Raw genomic sequence first — 17,847 nt, forward strand, 5'->3', positions numbered from 1 at the left:
CTTTCAGCAAGCACAACCAGCACGGCACATAACAGGGGGAGATCGCCATGGCGGTCATCGGGCATTATATCGGCGGCAAGAGCGTCACCACCGCCGGACGGACAGCGCCGGTCTTCGATCCCGCGACCGGCGCGCAGACCGGCGAGGCGCTGCTGGCCTCCACCGCGACGGTGGGCGAGGCGGTGGCCGCGGCGGCGGCGGCCTTCCCGGGCTGGGCCGACACCCCGACGCTGACCCGCGCCCGGGTGATGTTCAAGTTCAAGGCGCTGCTGGAGCGCGACATCGACGCGCTGGCCGAGGCCATCACCCGCGAGCACGGCAAGACCTTCGAGGATGCCAAGGGCGAAGTCACCCGCGGCATCGAAGTCGTCGAGTTCGCCTGCGGCATTCCCCATCTGCTGCGCGGCGATTTCACCGAGCAGGTGGCGCGCGGCGTCGACGTGTTCTCGGCCCGTCACCCGCTGGGCGTGGTGGCCGGCATCACCCCGTTCAACTTCCCCGTCATGGTGCCGATGTGGATGTTCCCGGTGGCGATCGCCTGCGGCAACAGTTTCGTGCTGAAGCCCTCCGAGAAGGACCCGACCCCCTCGCTGATGCTCGCCGAACTGCTGGCGGAAGCCGGCCTGCCGGCCGGCGTGTTCAACGTGGTGCAGGGCGACAAGGAGGCGGTCGATGCGCTGCTGACGCACCCTGACATTGCCGCGGTCAGCTTCGTCGGCTCCACGGCCATCGGCGAATATGTCTACAGGACCGCCTGCGCGCACGGCAAGCGCGCGCAGGCGCTGTGCGGCGCCAAGAACCACCTCGTCGTCATGCCCGACGCCGACCTCGACAAGACGGTCGATGCGCTGATGGGCGCGGGCTATGGCTCGGCCGGCGAGCGCTGCATGGCGGTGTCGGTCGCCGTGGCGGTGGGCGGCGTCGGCGACGCGCTGCTCGACAGGCTGGTGCCGAAGGTGCGTGCGCTCAAGGTCGGTCCCGGCCTCGACCGCGATAGCGAGATGGGCCCGCTGGTCACGAAGGAGCACCTCGCCAAGGTCTCCGGCTATGTCGATGCCGGCGTCGCGGAAGGCGCGAAGCTCGTGGTGGACGGGCGCGGCCTGAAGCTGCAGGGCTATGAGGACGGCTATTTCATCGGCGGCTGCCTGTTCGACGACGTCACCCCGGACATGAAGATCTACAAGGACGAGATCTTCGGCCCGGTGCTCTCGGTGGTGCGCGTGGACAGCTTCGCCGAGGCGCTCAAGCTGGTGAACGACCACGAATATGGCAATGGCGCCGCCATCTTCACCCGCGACGGCGACAGCGCCCGCACCTTCGACCGCGACGCCAAGGCCGGCATGATCGGCATCAACGTGCCGATCCCGGTGCCGGTGGCGTTCCACTCCTTCGGCGGCTGGAAGCGCTCGGTGTTCGGCGATCGCAACGTCTATGGCATGGAAGGCGTCGGCTTCTACACCAAGATGAAGACCACCACCGCCCGCTGGCCCACCGGCATCCGCGAGGGCGCCCAGTTCGTCATGCCGACGACGGGATGAGGGGGGGGGCTGCTCCCGCACCCACACGACGTCATCCCCGGGCTTGACCCGGGGATCCACGACTTCCCGCGCGCCGATCAAGGCATGGATGGCCGGGTCAAGCCCGGCCATGACGGTGTTCTCTGACGGTACCGCGCGCAGCTAAGAGGGCTCCGCGCCCGCCTACACCTCTCCCCGTCGGGGAGAGGTCGCCGCGCAGCGGCGGGTGAGGGGCGGCGACGGTGCAAAGCCCGGCACCCGGCTGCCCCCTCACCCCAACCCCCTCCCCCACGGGGAGAGGGAGCTTGCCGCCCGGTGCGCGAGCAAGGCGCGGGCTTCTACACCAAAGATGAAGACCACCGCCCACGCTGGCCAACCTGCATCCGCGAAGGCGCCCAGTTCGTCATCTAACACGGGCTGAGGCGCCTGCGGGGAAACCCTACAAACCTTCACAATCCGCTTAGATGCGGAACTGGTTTTGTCCAGAGTTCACTTGGCGAACAAATAACCAGCGGGACATACTTAAGAATCACATGTGCCTGCTTCGGCAATCGTTTCTCTATCGTGAGGAAATGATCGCGGTCGGATGCGGCAGCATCTAAAAGTAAATTGCGATCTTTAGAACTTAAGTTTCCGAATACGCTTCCTTGAAAGAACGACGCCATGGTTGTAGCAAATCGTCTAGGAGGATTTTCGGTTAAGCAAATTTCAGAATGTTGAATTATATCTCGCGCATATCTACTAAGTCGGACATTTTTCGCAGCGTCAATTTCAGCCAGAGATGAAGAACTCAAAATCCAATCGAAATGGGCTCTGTCATTAAAGGTAAAAATCTCTCTTAAACTGTCGAGTATATCCTCGCCATCAGATCGGCGCAGGATTTGCGGCACCGCATCGGACGGAAAATCATCAGCATGCGGTAACGGGTCTTCGCCGAACACGTATCCACCGCAATCTGCGATCGCCTGAAATGTGCCCGTGTCGAGGAAAAGCCGACGAGGAATGATAGAGTCAGAAACGAACGCCATTCTGCACCTCCAAATTGCCTCTAGCAGCTAAGTTTTTGCTGCTTTCCCCCTCACCCCCGCTCGCGGCCGAAATCCGGTTCCGCCGTTTCCTGGCCGATCTCGATGATCGAGCGGCGGATGGCGCGGGTGCGGGTGAACAGGTCGAACAGCTTGTCCCCCTCGGCCCAGCGGATCGCCCGTTGCAGCGCGATCAGGTCCTCGGTGAAGCGGCCCAGCACCTCGATCACCGCCTCGCGATTGTTGAGGAACACGTCGCGCCACATGGTGGGGTCGGACGCCGCGATGCGGGTGAAGTCGCGGAAGCCGCCGGCGGAGTACTTGATCACTTCCGACTGGGTGACATCCTCGAGGTCCGCCGCCGTGCCGACGATGTTGTAGGCGATGAGGTGGGGCACATGCGAGGTGATGGCCAGCACCAGGTCGTGGTGCTCGGGCGTCATGGTCTCGACATTGGCGCCCATCGCGCTCCACAGCTGCGAAAGCCTGGCCACCGCATCCGCGTCCGCGCCCTCCGGCGGGGTGAGGATCGACCAGCGGTTCTGGAACAGCGTGGCAAAGCCGGCATCCGGGCCGGAATATTCCGTGCCGGCCACCGGATGGCCGGGAATGACGTGCACGCCTTCCGGCAGATGCGCCCGCAGCGCGTTCAGCACGGAGGCCTTGACCGAGCCGACATCGGAGACGATGGCGCCCGGCTTCACATGCGGGGCGATGTCCTGCGCCACCGCTGCCATGGCGCCGACCGGCACGCACAGGATGATGATGTCGGCATCCGCCACGGCCTGTGCCGGGGTTTCGGCAACGAGGTCGGCGAGGCCGAGCCCGGCGGCGCGGGCGCGCACCGCCTCATTGCCGTCATAGGCGATGAGCGTGCCCGCCAGCTTGCGCGCCGCCGCCGCGCGCAGGATGGAGGAGCCGATCAGCCCGATGCCGATAATGGCGAGCCGGCCGACCAGCGGATGCGCCAGCGGGGGATCAAGCACCATGACCCGTGCCCGTCTGTTCGCCCGCTTTTCCGAGGAATTCCGCCAGCGCGGCGACCAGAAGGCGGTTGGCCTCCTCGGTGCCGATGGTCACGCGCAGTGCGCCCGGCAGGCCGTAGGAGTCGACCCGCCGCAGGATCAGCCCGCGCTGCATCAGGAAGGCGTCGGCCTCCCGCGCGGTCTTGCCCGGCGCGTCGGGGAAATGCACCAGCAGGAAATTGGTGACGCTCGGCGTGACATCCAGCCCGAGCGCGCTCAGTTCGTGCGTCAGCCAGGGCAGCCATTCCTCGTTATGCGCCACCGCCGAATCGGTATGCGCGGCGTCGCCAATCGCCGCGATGGCCGCCGCGATGCCGGGCGCCGAGACGTTGAAGGCGCCGCGAATGCGGTTGATCGCATCGATCACCTCGGCCGAGCCATAGGCCCAGCCCACGCGCAGGGCGGCAAGCCCGTGGATCTTGGAGAAGGTGCGCAGCATCAGCACGTTGGGTGTGGTGGCGACCAGCTCGATGCCGGATTCATAATCGTTGCGGCGCACATATTCCGCGTAAGCCGCGTCGAGCGCGAGCAGCACGTGGGGCGGCAGGCCGCGCTGCAGGCGCTTGATCTCGTCGAAGGGCAGATAGGTGCCGGTCGGGTTGTTGGGATTGGCGAGGAAGATCACGCGCGTGCGCTCCGTCACCGCCGCCAGCAGGGCGTCGACATCGGAATGAAGGTCCGTCTCCGGCGCCACCACCGGCGTCGCCCCGGCCGCCAGCGCGGCGATGCGATAGACCAGGAAGCCGTATTGCGAATAGAGCACCTCGTCGCCGGGGCCCGCGAAGGCCAGCGCCGTGAGCATGAGCAGCTCGTCCGAGCCGGTGCCGCAGACGATGCGCGCGGGGTCAAGGCCATAGGCGGCGCCGATCGCTTCGCGCAGCTTCAGCGACGAGCCGTCCGGGTAGAATTCCAGCGTGTCGAGCGAGCGAAAGGCGTCCAGCGCCTTCGGGCTGGCGCCGAGCGGATTCTCGTTGGCCGAGAGCTTGAACACCTTGGTGCCCGGCCCCGCGCTTGCCTTGCCGGGCACATAGGCCTCGATCGCCAGCACGCCGGGGCGCGGGACGGGACGGCTGGGCACGGGGGCGGACGACATGGCAGGCACTCCGGAAGGGCGGAAGAGGAGGGAGCGGCGCGCGTCAGGAATTCCCGGCGCGGGCATCGGTGGGGGCGGGCTGCGGGGGCGAGCCGTGTGGCAGCGCCGACTGCGGCGCGTGGGTATAGCGGCTCGCATGGCTGCCGACGAGGGCCGCCGCGCGTACCGAGGCGCCGGCCGCCCGCAGCGTCGCGAGCACGGCATCGAGCGCGACCGCGCCGCCGACCGGGATCGACACCAGCAGCGCCGCGCCATCGAGCCCGCGATCGGGCACGGCGATGACATCGGCCAGCGGCGCCAGCGCGCGCGCGGCCTGGGCGGACCAGCCGCCGACATGCAGGCTCCAGGTCTCCACCTCCGTCACCGCGCCATCCGTCACCGGGTGGGCGATGCAGAAGACCGGCAGGCCCGCGGGGTGGTCGGCGCGCTCCACGAAGGGCAGCCGGGCGATGATCTTGGGCGCGTGGCTGCCTTCCAGCGCGGTCCACCAGGCGCTGGCGCCGGGCGGCGCGAAGGCCGGGACAAGGCCGAGATCGCCGCGCGAGGCGGCGACCGCCGCGACCACGCCGGCCGGGCCCATATGCGCGACGAAGGGCACGGTGAAGCCGAAATGGAAGCGCGAGGTGTCGCGCATCGCCGCCTCGCCGGCGGCCAGGTCGGCGTGCACGGCATAGGGCGCCTGCACATAGGTGAAGGTGGAGATGATGACTCGCCAGATGCCTTCCACCGTATCGAGCGGCAGGATGCCCCGGTGGCGGTCCACCAGCTGGCGCATCATCGAGGCCTCGCGCGCCGGGCGGAAGGCGGAGCCGCCCTCGGCGCCGCGCGCGCGCTTCACCGCCACCAGCCGGTCGATGATCTGGCCGCGCTCGATCAAAAGCGCGTGCATCGCCGCGTCGATGCGGTCGATCTCCGAACGCAGCACGGCGAGGTCGGGCGCGGGAGCGGCGGGGCCGCTGCCGGCGTTCAGAACCGAGGCGTCGTCGGGCGCGGCGAGGGGGCGGGGTTTCTCGTTCATCGGCCGATGTTCCTAGCGCCGCGCGGGCGCAGCGCAAAACAAAATCTCACCCCGCCCGATATTGACAAGCCGGTGCTGTGGGATCATCCGTGCGTCCGGTATAACGAACTGTTTGTCCGGTTGGACGGTTGATCATGGCCGAAGGCGACACGACCACCCTGGAACGGCCGTTCTTTGAGGCCGCGCGCGGCGAGGCGGACCATCCCCATTCGGCGGTGGTGCGCTTTGGTGCGGATGCGCCGCTGCCGCTGGATGCCGGCGGCATGCTGAGCCCGTTCCAGATCGCCTACCAGACCTATGGCGCGCTCAACGCCGCGCGCAGCAACGCCATTCTCCTGTGTCACGCGCTATCGGGCGACCAGCACGCCGCCAATGTGCATCCCGTCACCGGCAAGCCGGGCTGGTGGGAGACGCTGGTGGGGCCCGGCAAGCCGATCGATACCGACCGCTTCTTCGTCATCGCCTCCAACGTGCTCGGCGGGTGCCTCGGCACCACGGGGCCCTCCTCCACCAATCCGGCGACCGGTCAGCCCTATGGGCTCGACCTGCCGGTCGTGACGATCCGCGACATGGTGCGCGCGCAGTCCATGCTGCTGGACCATCTCGGCATCGCGCGGCTGCTGGCCGTGGTGGGCGGCTCCATGGGCGGCATGCAGGTGCTGCAATGGGCGGCGAGCTATCCCGAGCGCGTCTTCGCGGCGATGCCGATCGCCACGGCGGCGCGTCACTCGGCGCAGAACATCGCCTTCCACGAGGTTGGCCGCCAGGCGGTGATGGCGGATCCCGACTGGCGCGCCGGGCGCTACCTGGTCGAGGGCACCAGCCCGCGGCGCGGCCTCGCGGTCGCGCGCATGGCGGCGCACATCACCTACATGTCGGACGGGTCGCTGCACCGCAAGTTCGGCCGCCGGCTGCAGGACCGCGACGGGCACACCTTCTCGTTCGATGCGGATTTCCAGGTGGAATCCTATTTGCGCCACCAGGGCGAGGCATTCGTCGACCGGTTCGACGCCAATTCCTATCTCTACGTGACCCGCGCCATGGATTATTTCGACCTCGCGGCGGATTATGGCGGGGTGCTGGCCCACGCGTTCAAGGGCAGCCGAACGCGTTTCTGCCTCGTCTCCTTCACCTCGGACTGGCTGTTCACCACGGCCGATTCGCGCGCGGTGGTGCATGCGCTGAACGCGGCCGGCGCGCAGGTCTCCTTTGCCGAGATCGACAGCGACAAGGGCCATGACGCGTTCCTGCTGGAGGAGCCGGAATTCTCCGCCATCACCCGCGGCTTCATCGATGCCGCGGCCCGCGCGGTGGGGGTCGCGTGATGTCGCCGCGCGATATTGCCATCCATGACCTCACCATGAAGGAGGCCGCCCGCGCCGCCTCCGGCAAGCGCGTCGACCTTCTGCTGATCGCCGACATGGTGGCGCCCGGCTCGCGCGTGCTCGACGTCGGCTCGGGCGATGGCGAGTTGCTGGAGCTGCTGGCGACCACGCGCGGCTGCGATGCGCGCGGCATCGAACTCTCGCGCGAGGGGGTCAATGCCGGGGTGGCGCGCGGGCTGGCCATCATCCAGGGCGACGCCGATCTCGACCTGGCCGATTATCCCGACGGCGCCTTCGACTATGTGATCCTGTCGCAGACCATCCAGGCGACGCGGCGGCCGAAATGGGTGCTGGAGCAGATGCTCCGCGTGGGCCGGCGCGCCATCGTCTCCTTCCCGAATTTCGGCTTCTGGCGCCTGCGGCTCGACCTCCTGGTCAATGGCCGGATGCCCAGTTCCGACAACCTGCCCTATAGCTGGCACGACACGCCGAACATCCATTTCTGCACCATTCGCGACTTCGTCGATCTGGTGGGGGAGGTCGATGCAAGGATCGAGCGCGCCACCGCGCTCAACGCGTCCGGCTATCCGGTGCGCGTCAACCTGCCCTGGGCGGTGTGGAACCTGCTCGGCGAGCAGGCCGTGTTCCTGCTCTCGCGGGGGCCGTGAGGGAGCGTTCACCCCTCGCCACCCAGGCGCGGAAGAAGGTTTCCGCCTCGGCCCGGCCCTCCAGCGGCGTGGCGGGAGCCTCGCGCATCGTCGCCTCGCCCGATGCCAGTTCCTGTTCGATGAGGCGCAGGATCGGCGCGGGCATCGGCCCTTCGCCCAGTTCCCGCGTTTGCGCCTTGCGCGCCATCAGCTCGTCGAGCACCGCCGTCACATCGGCCGACAGATCGCTCGCCCGCATCAGGCTTGGGAAGTGCATCGGAGCCACGGCCTCGCCCGGATGCAGGCGAAGCCAGCGCAAGGCCATGGCCGGCCGCACCATGTAGAAGATCGCCTTCTGCCGAACCGTGTCGCCGACGAGAAGGCTTTTCCTCTGGCGCTGGGCGAAATGGAAATAATGCCGCGCGATCAGACCGCGGCTGGCCAGACGGCGGGACAGATCCAGCAGGTCGTCGCGAAACCGCGGCTCCGTAGAATAGCTGATGGGCGACGTCAGCCATTCGATGACGGTCGCGTTGCCGCGCAGCAGCAGCTTGAGGGCCTTGCCAAGCTCCCAGCCGTTGATGTCGAGCACGGCGTCGCACGGCATCTCGATGACATCGCGGCGCGGCCAGGGGGTGAGATAGGCCTGCGTGGGGCGCACGAATATGAAGCGGCAGTCATAGTCGCTGTCGGGTGAGGGGAAACCCCAGGCGCGGCTGCCGCTTTCAATGGCGAGTGCAATGAAGACGTCATGGTCCTGCGCGATCGCGGCCAGTTGCCTGTCGATCCGACCGACGATGACGGGATCCATGCTGGCGGGAATCGCGCGAAAACTGGTGCGCCCACGCATCGGCAATGACCTCCTTCGGGATGGGGACGGTCTCCGAGGCCCGAGCCCATCCGGGTCCCGGCCTCAGCCGCCCAGCGGGCGGGGGGACAGGACGGGTTCGAGCACCGGCCGTAGCACGCGCAGTTGCGCCGCCCGGCGCTTCGACACGACAGGCTTGTAGACCTGCTTGGTCGCCTCCACCACATGCACGCCGGCAAAGGGGAGGGCGAGCGAGGCGCCCGCGCGCTCCCAAGCCACGGCCGAGCGCAGCAGCCAGTTGCGGGCGACGGGCGGCATGTACAGCGCCTCGCCCCAGGCAACCGGCGTGAACAGCGCCTCGCGCAGGAGATCGGTGATCTGCGCGCGCGAATAGGGCCGGCCATGGCCGAACGGGTTGTTGTCGACCCGCGCCCAGACGCCCCGCCGGTTGGGCACGACGCACAGAACCCGCCCGCCCGGCGCCAGCACGCGCCACACCTCGCGCAGCACGTCCTCGGCGGCGGGGGTCATTTCCAGGAGGTGCACGGCGATGACGCGATCGACCATGCCGTCACGCAGCGGCAGCTCGGTCTCGTCGACCAGCGCCGCCAGCGTCGGCGCGGCGGAGGGCCAGCGGGTCACGCCCTGCGCGCCCGGCATGAAGGCGAGCGTGCGCTCGCATTCCTCGCGGAACACGCCGAGATAGGGCGTGGCATAGCCGATGCCGAGCACGGCGAGGCCGCGCACATCGGAAAAACGCGCGCGGATGGAACGGCCGATCAGCCGGCGCGTGACCACGCCGAGGGGCTGGGCATAGAAGCTGCGGAGGTCGACGACGTCGGGAAACATGGGCTGAGCTTATATCCCGACCAGTGACGACTTGAAATCACCACGTATTTACGCCACATAGGCACGGTGTACGGGTGGTTTGCCCGTATCGGGGCCGCGTTGCGCGACGTCCGCTTCGGTTCAGCCGCGGCAGTCTTCAGCCCCTCATCATCACATATCGCCGACGTCCCAGGCCACGCGGGGTGTCTCAGACCCCCGCGTTCGCATTCGCAAGGCCCGGTGCCTGCGAAGCCGATCGCCCATGAAAGAACGCTACTTGACCACTTTCTCCGAACTTGGCCTTGCCGAACCGATTCTCAAGGCCCTCACGGAAGCCGACCACACGATCCCCACGCCGATCCAGGCGGAAGCCGTGCCGCAGGTGCTCGCGGGCCGCGACCTGATCGGCATCGCCCAGACCGGCACCGGCAAGACCGCTGCCTTCGCCCTGCCGATTCTCCACCATCTCGCCACCAACCGCTTCCGGCCCGAGCGCCGCTCGGCGCGCGCGCTGGTGCTGAGCCCGACCCGCGAACTCTCCGGCCAGATCCTCGAGAGCTTCCGCCTGTATGGCAAGCATCTGCGCCCCTCCACCGCGCTCGCCATTGGCGGCGTGCCGATCGGCCGGCAGGCCCGCTCGCTCGCCGGCGGCGTCGACGTGCTGGTGGCCACCCCCGGCCGCCTCGTCGACCTGATGCAGAACGATGCCGTGCGGCTCGACATGGTCGAGGTGTTCGTGCTCGACGAAGCCGACCAGATGCTGGACATGGGCTTCATCCACGCCATCCGCGCCATCGTCGCCAAGTTGCCGGCCAAGCGTCGCAACCTGTTCTTCTCGGCCACCATGCCGCGCGAGATCGAGAAACTGGCCGAGGCCCTGCTGAAGGATCCGGTGCGGGTCGCCGTGACCCCGGTCGCCAAGACCGCCGATCGCGTCGAGCAGAAGGTGATCTTCACCGATCGCGCCGGCAAGCCGGGCCTGCTGGTCGAACTGCTCTCCGACACCGCGCTCGACCGCGCGCTGGTGTTCTCCCGCACCAAGCACGGCGCCGACCGTGTGGTGAAGGGCCTGAACGTCGCCGGCATCGCCGCCGAGGCGATTCACGGCAACAAGTCGCAGCCGCAGCGCGAGCGTGCTCTTGCCGCCTTCCGGCAGGGCACGGTCAAGGTGCTGGTGGCGACCGATATCGCCGCCCGCGGCATCGACGTGCCGGGCGTGAGCCATGTCGTGAACTACGACCTGCCCAACGTGCCCGAGAGCTATGTCCACCGCATCGGCCGCACCGCCCGCGCCGGCAAGGAGGGCATCGCCATCTCGCTGTGCGACGGCGAGGAGCGCGCCTTCCTGCGCGACATCGAGCGTCTGATCAAGCTGACCATCCCGTCCGAGGACCGTCGCGGCGAATCGCGCCGTGAAGGCGCGGTGCGGCCGGAAGGCTTCGATTCGCCGCGCGAGCGCGATCCCCGCGCGACGCGCCGTGAGGGCGACCGTGGTCCGCGTCGTGACGGCGAGCGCAGCGCGCGACCCTTCCAGCGCGGCCCGCGCCCGGAATATCGCGGCACGGACGCGCGTCCCGAAGGCCGGGGCGAGCCCCGTCCCGCCGGCGAGATGACCGGCGTGCGCTTCATGCAGCCCGCCCGGGCCGACGAGCGCGGTGCGCGCCCGGAGCGTCCGCGTCACGAGCGTCCCCATCATGAAGGCGCCCGTCACGAGGGCGCCCGTCATGAAGGTCCGCGCCGCGACGGCCAGCGCGCGGAAGGCCCGGCGCGTGAGCAGCAGCGCAGCGGACCGCGTAATTCGGTCCGTCCCGCGCGTTGAACGAGACAAAAGCGCTGCCGTCAGGATATGTGCCTGACGGCAAGCACTCGATAAGCCTGTACGAGGAGAGCCAGGAATGGCCAAAGAGGAACTGCTCGAGTTCGACGGCACCGTGACCGAGGTGCTGCCTGACGGAAATTTCCGCGTCAAACTCGATAATGACCACGAGATTCTCGCCTATGCGGCGGGCAAGATGAAGAAGAACCGCATCCGCACCATCGTCGGCGACCGGGTGGTGGTGGAGATGTCGCCCTACGACCTCGAGCGTGGGCGCATCAACTTCCGCCACAAGACCGGTGGCCCGACCCCGCCGATCGGGTCCGGTCAGCGCCGTCCGCCTCCGGGCCGGCGTCGCTGAGCGCCCGGCATCGATGCCGGCTCGCGCGACGAAAACGCGTCGAGAGACAGGCCCGCAGCGTTTCCGTGAACCCTGGTTCACGGAAACTGTTCGAGCGGCCTGTTCCCGCGCCCGGCGTGTCAGCGTGAGCGCTGGCGCGTGCGGGGCGTGAAGCCGAGCGCCTGCGCGAGATTCGTGGGCCGGTCCTCCGGCTCGCTGAGATCCATCTCCGCCGCCACATGCGCGATGTGCTCGCGCATCAGCCGCGTCGCTTCCTCGGCATCGCCGCGCTCGATCGCCCCGAGAATGTCGCCATGCTCGCTGGGCGGGCAGGCGGCGTGCTCGCCGCGGGCGTAGAGCAGGATGGCGAGCGAGCTCAGCGCGTGCAGCTCGGTGAGCAGGCGCACGAAGACCGGGTTGCCCGCCTCTTCCGCCAGCGCGACATGAAATTCGCCGGTGAGCCGCACCAGCGTGCCGCGATCGCCCGCGGCGCGTGCGGCATTCTCGCGCGCCACGTGGCGGCGCAGCCGCGCCAGCGCCTCCGCGCCGCAACGGCAGGCGAGGGCATGCGCGACCTCCGGTTCCACCACCGCGCGCGCCTCCAGCACATGGCGCGCATCGGCACGGCTGGGCGCCGCGACGAAGGCGCCGCGATTGGGGTGCTGTTCGACAATGCCATCCTGGGCAAGCCGGGCGAGGGCCTGACGCACGACCGTGCGGCTGACGCCGAACAATTCGGCGAGGCGGTCCTCGGTGAGTTTCTCGCCGGGCGGCAGCCGGCGCTCGAAAATGGCCTGCAGCAACCGCGCGCGAATCACCGACTCGGAACGCCCACGGCTGGTGGCCGGCACATCTGGCGCCAGCTGATCGGTCGTCTCGTCGTTCATGGGGTTCCCGGCGCTTCGTCCGGGGACTTAAGCATTTCCCGCCGCTTCACGCCACGGGACCCGGTGCCGCGATCCGGTACGGGGGATCACACCGGCCAGTCGGCCAGCCGCCAGGCCGAATCCCAGAACATCCATTCCAGCTGGCAGGCGCGGGTATAGACATGGTGCATGCGGGCCCGCTCGTCCGGCGAGGCGGCCGCCGCGGCGCGGTCCGTGGTGGCGATCACCGCGCGCACCGCCTCGTGGAAATCCTCGCCGGCATAGGTGTCGATCCAGGCATCATAAGGATTCGGGCGGATGGCGCGGCCGAGAATGTCGCGGCCGATCTCGGCATAGATCCAGAAGCAGGGCAGCAGCGCCGCCAGCACCACCGGATAAGGCTCCGCGTGCGCCGTGCCGATGAGGAAGCTCGAATAGTGATGGCAGACGGGAGACATCTGCGTGCGCGCGAAATCCGCGGGCCCGATGCCGAAGCGGGTGAAGAACTCGGTATGCAGCGAGCGCTCGACGACCACCGCCACCTTGGCGGCCTCGGCGAACTGCACCAGCCCGTCGGGGTCGTCGGCCTTGGCCGCGGCAATGGCCAGCGCGCGGCCGAAGGCGATGAGGTAATGCGCATCCTGCACCATGTAGTGCCGGAAACGTTCCTGCGAGAGGGTACCGTCGGCCAGCGCGTCGTTGAAGGGCAGCGTGCGGATGGCCTCGTAGAGCGGCGCGTTGCGGGCCCAGGCGTCAGTGCTGAAGGTCGGCGCGGCGGAACGGGCGGCATCGCTCATGGCAGGCTCCACTCTGGCAAGGTCCAAATTGGCAGGTTCAAATTGGCAGGTTCAACCGGGCAGGCGCCCGGCCGGTTCCCTCTCCAGCGGGTGGCGGCATCGGCATCGATCCGGCCGGTGCCGCAATGGCAAGGGCAGCGAGGCTGGCAAGCCCCGGCCAAGGGCGGGGCCTCGCCAAGGGCCGGACTTGGATACAGGACCTGGACACAGGACTTGGACACAGGACCTGGATACGATAAGGGCCGCTGTCGAAGCGGCCCTTTTTCCTGCGTCGATGCGGAACATGCGCGGCGTCAATGCGAGGCGCGGGCATCGCTTTCGATGGCGGCAGCCGCGGATTTCAGCTGCTCCAGCACGACCAGCCGGCGCGCCTTGGTGACCTCGTCGCGGGCGTCCTCGACGTCTTCCTGGGCGTCGCGAATCATCTGCTGCAGATTGTCGGCACGCATCTCCGCGAGCGGCACCGCGGTTTCGGCGAGCACGGTGAGGCCCTGCGGATTGGCCTCGGCGAAGCCGCCGCGCACGAACAGCTTGCGCGGGGCGCCATCGCCCTTGATGGTCAGGATGCCGGGCTTCAGCGTCGACACGAAGGGCGCGTGACCGGCGAGGATGCCGAACTCGCCCTCGCTGCCGGGCACCACGACTTCCGTCACCTGGCCGGAATAGACGAGGCGTTCCGGGGAGACGAGTTCGAACGGGAAGGTGGCCATGGATCCTCCAGAGGATGCGTCGGCACGGAGGCGTCGGCTCGGGCGTCAGCTTAGCGTCGGCTTGGGCAGTTCGTCGCCCGGACCGGAGATCGGCGCCGGGCGACGTGCGTCAGGCAAGGGCGATCACGCAGCCTCGGCCGCCAGCTTCTTGCCCTTCTCGATCGCCTCTTCGATGGTGCCGACCATGTAGAAGGCCTGCTCGGGCAGGTGGTCGTACTTGCCTTCCACCAGGCCCTTGAAGCCCTTGATGGTGTCGGCGAGGTCGACCAGCTTGCCGGGCGAGCCGGTGAACACTTCGGCGACGTGGAAGGGCTGCGACAGGAAGCGCTCGATCTTGCGGGCGCGGGCGACGGTGAGCTTGTCCTCTTCCGAGAGCTCGTCCATGCCCAGGATCGCGATGATGTCCTGCAGCGACTTGTAGCGCTGCAGTGTCTGCTGGACCTGGCGCGCCACGTTGTAGTGCTCCTCGCCGATGACCAGCGGCGAGAGAATGCGCGAGGTGCTGTCGAGCGGATCCACCGCGGGGTAGATGCCCTTTTCCGCGATCGAGCGCGACAGAACGGTGGTCGCGTCGAGATGGGCGAAGGAGGCGGCGGGCGCCGGGTCGGTCAGGTCGTCGGCGGGCACGTAAATGGCCTGCACCGAGGTGATCGAACCCTTGGTGGTGGTGGTGATGCGCTCCTGCAGCGCGCCCATGTCGGTGGCGAGCGTCGGCTGATAGCCCACCGCCGAGGGGATGCGGCCGAGCAGCGCTGACACTTCCGAACCCGCCTGGGTGAAGCGGAAGATGTTGTCGACGAAGAACAGCACGTCCTGGCCCTGGTCGCGGAAATGCTCGGCGACGGTGAGGCCGGTGAGCGCGACGCGGGCGCGGGCGCCCGGGGGCTCGTTCATCTGGCCATAGACGAGGGCGCATTTGGAGCCGGCCGACGAGCCGTTATGCTCGTGCGGGTCGACGTTCACCTTCGACTCGATCATCTCGTGGTAGAGATCGTTGCCCTCGCGGGTACGCTCGCCCACGCCGGCGAACACGGAATAGCCGCCATGCGCCTTCGCGATATTGTTGATGAGTTCCATGATCAGCACGGTCTTGCCGACGCCGGCGCCGCCGAACAGGCCGATCTTGCCGCCCTTGGAATAGGGCGCCAGCAGGTCCACCACCTTGATGCCGGTGACGAGGATCTCGGCTTCCGTCGACTGGTCGGCATAGGAGGGCGCTTCCTGGTGGATGGCGCGCTTCATCTCGCCGACCACCGGGCCGAGCTCGTCCACCGGCTCGCCGATGACGTTCATGATGCGGCCGAGCGTGGCCTCGCCGACCGGCACCATGATGGGGGAGCCGGTATCGGACACCGCGTGACCGCGGACCAGACCCTCGGTCGAATCCATGGCGATGGTGCGCACGGTGTTCTCACCAAGATGCTGGGCGACCTCGAGCACGAGGCGCGACCCGTTATTGGTGGTCTCCAGTGCGTTCAGAATCGCCGGCAGGTGGCCGTCGAACTGCACGTCGACAACAGCGCCGATGACCTGAGTGATGCGTCCGTCCGTGTTCGCCATCTTCATGCGTCCTTTGTCCTTGACCGCGCTGCCCGTCAGAGCGCTTCGGCACCGGAAATGATTTCGATCAGTTCTTTGGTGATCTGGGCCTGACGTGTGCGGTTGTAGACCAGCGTCTGCTTCTTGATCATGTCACCCGCGTTGCGGGTGGCGTTGTCCATCGCGCTCATGCGGGCGCCCTGTTCGGATGCGCCGTTTTCGAGCAGCGCCTTGAAGATCTGCACCGCGAGATTGCGCGGCAGCAGGTCGGCAAGGATTTCCGCCCCTTCGGGCTCGTATTCATACACCGCCGCGGCGCCGGACGCGGGGGCCTTCGCCTCCGGGAAGGTGGCGGGGATCAGCTGCTGCGCGGTCGGCACTTGCGAGATCACCGAATGGAAGCGGCTGAAGAACTGCGTGGCGACATCGAATTCGCCGGCGGCGAGCATCGACGAGATCTTCTCGGCGATGGCCTGCGCGTCGGCGAAGGTCACGCCCTTGTTGGCGCGCAGTTCGACCACTTCGACGATCTGCCGCTCGAACTGGCGGCGCAGCGCCTCGTGGCCCTTGCGGCCGACGCAGAAGATCTTGACCGTCTTGCCCTGGCCCTGCAGCGCAAGGGCGCGCTCGCGGGTGAGGCGGACGATCGAGGAATTGAAGGCGCCGCACAGGCCGCGCTCGGCGGTCAGCACGATCAGCAGATGCGTCTGGTCCTTGCCGGTGCCGGTGAGCAGCAGCGGCGCCTCCGGGCCGCCGGCGACCGCGCTGGCAATGTTGCCGAGCACGCTCTCCAGCCGGTCCGCGTAGGGCCGCGCCGCTTCCGCCGCCATCTGGGCGCGGCGAAGCTTGGCGGCGGCGACCATCTGCATCGCCTTGGTGATCTTCTGCGTCGCCTTCACCGAAGCGATGCGATTGCGCAGATCCTTAAGGCTGGCCATGTGCCCCGATGCTCCGCTAATGCGCTCAGGCGAACGTCTTCGCGAAGGCGTCGAGCGCCTTGACGAGCTTTTCGGTCGTGTCCTTCGACAGTTCCTTCGACGTGCGGATCGTGTCGAGGATGTCCTGGTGCTTGGCGCGCAGGAACAGCAGCAGGCCATCCTCGAACGCCCGGACCTTGGAGACCGGCAGCGTGTCCAGATAGCCGTTGGTGCCGGCGTAGATCACCACCACCTGCTCCTCGACCTTCAGCGGCGCAAACTGCGACTGCTTGAGAAGCTCGGTGAGGCGGGCGCCGCGGTTCAGCAGCTTCTGCGTCGAGGCGTCGAGATCCGAGCCGAACTGGGCGAAGGCGGCCAGCTCGCGATACTGGGCGAGCTCGCCCTTGATCTTGCCGGCAACCTGCTTCATCGCCTTGATCTGCGCCGACGAGCCGACGCGCGACACCGAGAGGCCGACATTCACCGCCGGGCGGATGCCCTGGAAGAACAGGTCGGACTCGAGGAAGATCTGGCCGTCGGTGATCGAGATCACGTTGGTCGGGATATAGGCCGACACGTCGTTGGCCTGGGTCTCGATGACCGGAAGCGCGGTCAGCGAACCGGCGCCGTTCTCGTCATTGAGCTTGGCGGCGCGCTCGAGCAGGCGCGAGTGGAGATAGAACACGTCGCCCGGATAGGCCTCGCGGCCCGGCGGGCGGCGCAGCAGCAGCGACATCTGGCGATAGGCGACGGCCTGCTTGGACAGATCGTCATGAATGATGAGCGCGTGCAGGCCGTTGTCGCGGAAGAACTCGCCCATCGCGGTGCCGGAGAACGGCGCCAGGAACTGCATCGGGGCGGCGTCCGAGGCGGTGGCGGCGACGACGATGGAATATTCCAGCGCGCCCTGCTCCTCCAGCACCTTCACGAACTGCGCGACCGTGGAGCGCTTCTGGCCGATCGCGACATAGACGCAATACAGCTTGGCCTTCTCGTCCGTGCCCTGGTTGATGGGCTTCTGGTTGAGAATGGCGTCGAGCGCGACGGCGGTCTTGCCGGTCTGGCGATCGCCGATGATCAGCTCGCGCTGGCCGCGGCCGATCGGGATCAGGGCGTCGATCGCCTTGAGGCCGGTCTGCATCGGCTCATGCACCGACTTGCGCGGGATGATGCCCGGCGCCTTCACGTCGACGCGGCGACGCTCGGTGTACTCGATCGGGCCCTTGCCGTCGATCGGGTTGCCCAGGGCGTCGACGACGCGGCCGAGCAGGCCGCGGCCGACCGGCACGTCGACGATGGCGCCGGTCCGCTTGACGGTCTGGCCTTCCTTGATCTCGCGGTCGGAGCCGAAGATCACGACGCCGACATTGTCGATTTCGAGGTTCAGCGCCATGCCGCGCGTGCCATTCTCGAACTCGACCATTTCGCCCGCCTGGACGTTGTCGAGCCCGTAGACGCGGGCAATGCCGTCACCGACGGAGAGAACCTGGCCGACCTCGGAAACCTCGGCTTCCTGGCCGAAGTTCTTGATCTGCTCCTTGAGGATCGCGGAAATTTCAGCGGCGCGGATATCCAT

Annotated in this window: 17 protein-coding genes; 5 read left to right on the forward strand and 12 right to left on the reverse strand. The window is 67.9% G+C overall.

Annotated elements, in window-relative coordinates; all coding sequences use genetic code 11:
* Positions 1 to 47 precede the first annotated feature (47 nt).
* Positions 48 to 1,538 carry a CoA-acylating methylmalonate-semialdehyde dehydrogenase gene (locus tag QOZ99_RS10485; protein ID WP_306889904.1) on the forward strand — a complete coding sequence of 497 codons (1,491 nt, stop codon included), beginning with the start codon at positions 48 to 50 and terminating at the stop codon, positions 1,536 to 1,538.
* Positions 1,539 to 1,966: 428 nt separating this feature from the next.
* Here QOZ99_RS10485 and QOZ99_RS10490 read toward each other — a convergent pair whose 3' ends face one another.
* From QOZ99_RS10490 to QOZ99_RS10505, 4 genes are read right to left on the reverse strand one after another with little or no spacing between them, the layout of a single operon-like run.
* Entirely contained in the window at positions 1,967 to 2,545 is a 579-nt protein-coding gene (locus tag QOZ99_RS10490) for a hypothetical protein (RefSeq protein ID WP_306889905.1), read from the reverse strand.
* Between the two features lie 50 nt (positions 2,546 to 2,595).
* On the reverse strand, positions 2,596 to 3,531 hold the full coding sequence (locus QOZ99_RS10495) for a prephenate/arogenate dehydrogenase family protein (protein ID WP_306889906.1): 936 nt from the start codon (positions 3,529 to 3,531) through the stop codon (positions 2,596 to 2,598).
* On the reverse strand, positions 3,521 to 4,660 hold the full coding sequence (gene hisC / locus QOZ99_RS10500; RefSeq protein WP_306889907.1) for a histidinol-phosphate transaminase: 1,140 nt from the start codon (positions 4,658 to 4,660) through the stop codon (positions 3,521 to 3,523). Before hisC ends, QOZ99_RS10495 begins: the two co-directional genes overlap by 11 nt.
* A 43-nt stretch (positions 4,661 to 4,703) precedes the next feature.
* Entirely contained in the window at positions 4,704 to 5,678 is a 975-nt protein-coding gene (locus QOZ99_RS10505; protein ID WP_306889908.1) for a chorismate mutase, read from the reverse strand.
* A 134-nt stretch (positions 5,679 to 5,812) separates the two neighbouring features.
* On the opposite strand from QOZ99_RS10505, the gene metX reads away from it, so the two are divergent.
* Both metX and metW read left to right on the forward strand, forming a co-directional pair.
* The gene (gene metX, locus QOZ99_RS10510) at positions 5,813 to 7,003 is read left to right on the forward strand and encodes a homoserine O-acetyltransferase MetX (protein WP_306889909.1); all 1,191 of its coding nucleotides are present in this window, start codon (positions 5,813 to 5,815) and stop codon (positions 7,001 to 7,003) included.
* Positions 7,004 to 7,038: 35 nt separating this feature from the next.
* On the forward strand, positions 7,039 to 7,671 hold the full coding sequence (metW, locus tag QOZ99_RS10515) for a methionine biosynthesis protein MetW (protein ID WP_370876836.1): 633 nt from the start codon (positions 7,039 to 7,041) through the stop codon (positions 7,669 to 7,671).
* Here the strand turns inward: metW and QOZ99_RS10520 are convergent.
* Both QOZ99_RS10520 and QOZ99_RS10525 read right to left on the reverse strand, forming a co-directional pair.
* Complete coding sequence (locus tag QOZ99_RS10520) at positions 7,601 to 8,500, reverse strand: nucleotidyltransferase domain-containing protein (protein WP_306889911.1); 900 nt, start codon at positions 8,498 to 8,500, stop codon at positions 7,601 to 7,603. The genes metW and QOZ99_RS10520 overlap by 71 nt on opposite strands.
* 63 nt (positions 8,501 to 8,563) lie before the next feature.
* Positions 8,564 to 9,307: a class I SAM-dependent methyltransferase gene (locus QOZ99_RS10525; protein WP_306889912.1), complete on the reverse strand. Its 744-nt coding sequence runs from the start codon at positions 9,305 to 9,307 to the stop codon at positions 8,564 to 8,566.
* A gap of 241 nt (positions 9,308 to 9,548) precedes the next feature.
* Here QOZ99_RS10525 and QOZ99_RS10530 point away from each other — a divergent pair, with 241 nt between their 5' ends.
* Positions 9,549 to 11,105: a DEAD/DEAH box helicase gene (locus QOZ99_RS10530; RefSeq protein ID WP_306889913.1), complete on the forward strand. Its 1,557-nt coding sequence runs from the start codon at positions 9,549 to 9,551 to the stop codon at positions 11,103 to 11,105.
* 76 nt (positions 11,106 to 11,181) lie between these two features.
* Positions 11,182 to 11,463, forward strand: a complete 282-nt coding sequence (infA, locus tag QOZ99_RS10535) for a translation initiation factor IF-1 (RefSeq protein WP_183188718.1) — start codon at positions 11,182 to 11,184, stop codon at positions 11,461 to 11,463.
* Positions 11,464 to 11,582: 119 nt separating this feature from the next.
* Here infA and QOZ99_RS10540 read toward each other — a convergent pair whose 3' ends face one another.
* The 6 genes from QOZ99_RS10540 to atpA all read right to left on the reverse strand — a co-directional run bounded on the left by QOZ99_RS10540 (position 11,583) and on the right by atpA (position 17,847).
* Positions 11,583 to 12,329: a GntR family transcriptional regulator gene (locus QOZ99_RS10540; RefSeq protein WP_306889914.1), complete on the reverse strand. Its 747-nt coding sequence runs from the start codon at positions 12,327 to 12,329 to the stop codon at positions 11,583 to 11,585.
* Between the two features lie 86 nt (positions 12,330 to 12,415).
* Complete coding sequence (gene tenA / locus QOZ99_RS10545) at positions 12,416 to 13,105, reverse strand: thiaminase II (protein ID WP_306889915.1); 690 nt, start codon at positions 13,103 to 13,105, stop codon at positions 12,416 to 12,418.
* A gap of 293 nt (positions 13,106 to 13,398) precedes the next feature.
* The gene (locus tag QOZ99_RS10550; RefSeq protein WP_306889916.1) at positions 13,399 to 13,815 is read right to left on the reverse strand and encodes a F0F1 ATP synthase subunit epsilon; all 417 of its coding nucleotides are present in this window, start codon (positions 13,813 to 13,815) and stop codon (positions 13,399 to 13,401) included.
* Between the two features lie 123 nt (positions 13,816 to 13,938).
* Positions 13,939 to 15,375 carry a F0F1 ATP synthase subunit beta gene (gene atpD, locus QOZ99_RS10555; protein WP_183189224.1) on the reverse strand — a complete coding sequence of 479 codons (1,437 nt, stop codon included), beginning with the start codon at positions 15,373 to 15,375 and terminating at the stop codon, positions 13,939 to 13,941.
* A gap of 35 nt (positions 15,376 to 15,410) precedes the next feature.
* Positions 15,411 to 16,292, reverse strand: coding sequence for a F0F1 ATP synthase subunit gamma (locus tag QOZ99_RS10560; RefSeq protein ID WP_306889917.1), 882 nt, complete (start codon positions 16,290 to 16,292; stop codon positions 15,411 to 15,413).
* 25 nt (positions 16,293 to 16,317) lie between these two features.
* On the reverse strand, positions 16,318 to 17,847 hold the full coding sequence (gene atpA / locus QOZ99_RS10565) for a F0F1 ATP synthase subunit alpha (protein ID WP_183188713.1): 1,530 nt from the start codon (positions 17,845 to 17,847) through the stop codon (positions 16,318 to 16,320).

Source organism: Ancylobacter amanitiformis (assembly GCF_030814815.1).
In the GTDB taxonomy this organism is placed as follows: domain Bacteria; phylum Pseudomonadota; class Alphaproteobacteria; order Rhizobiales; family Xanthobacteraceae; genus Ancylobacter; species Ancylobacter amanitiformis.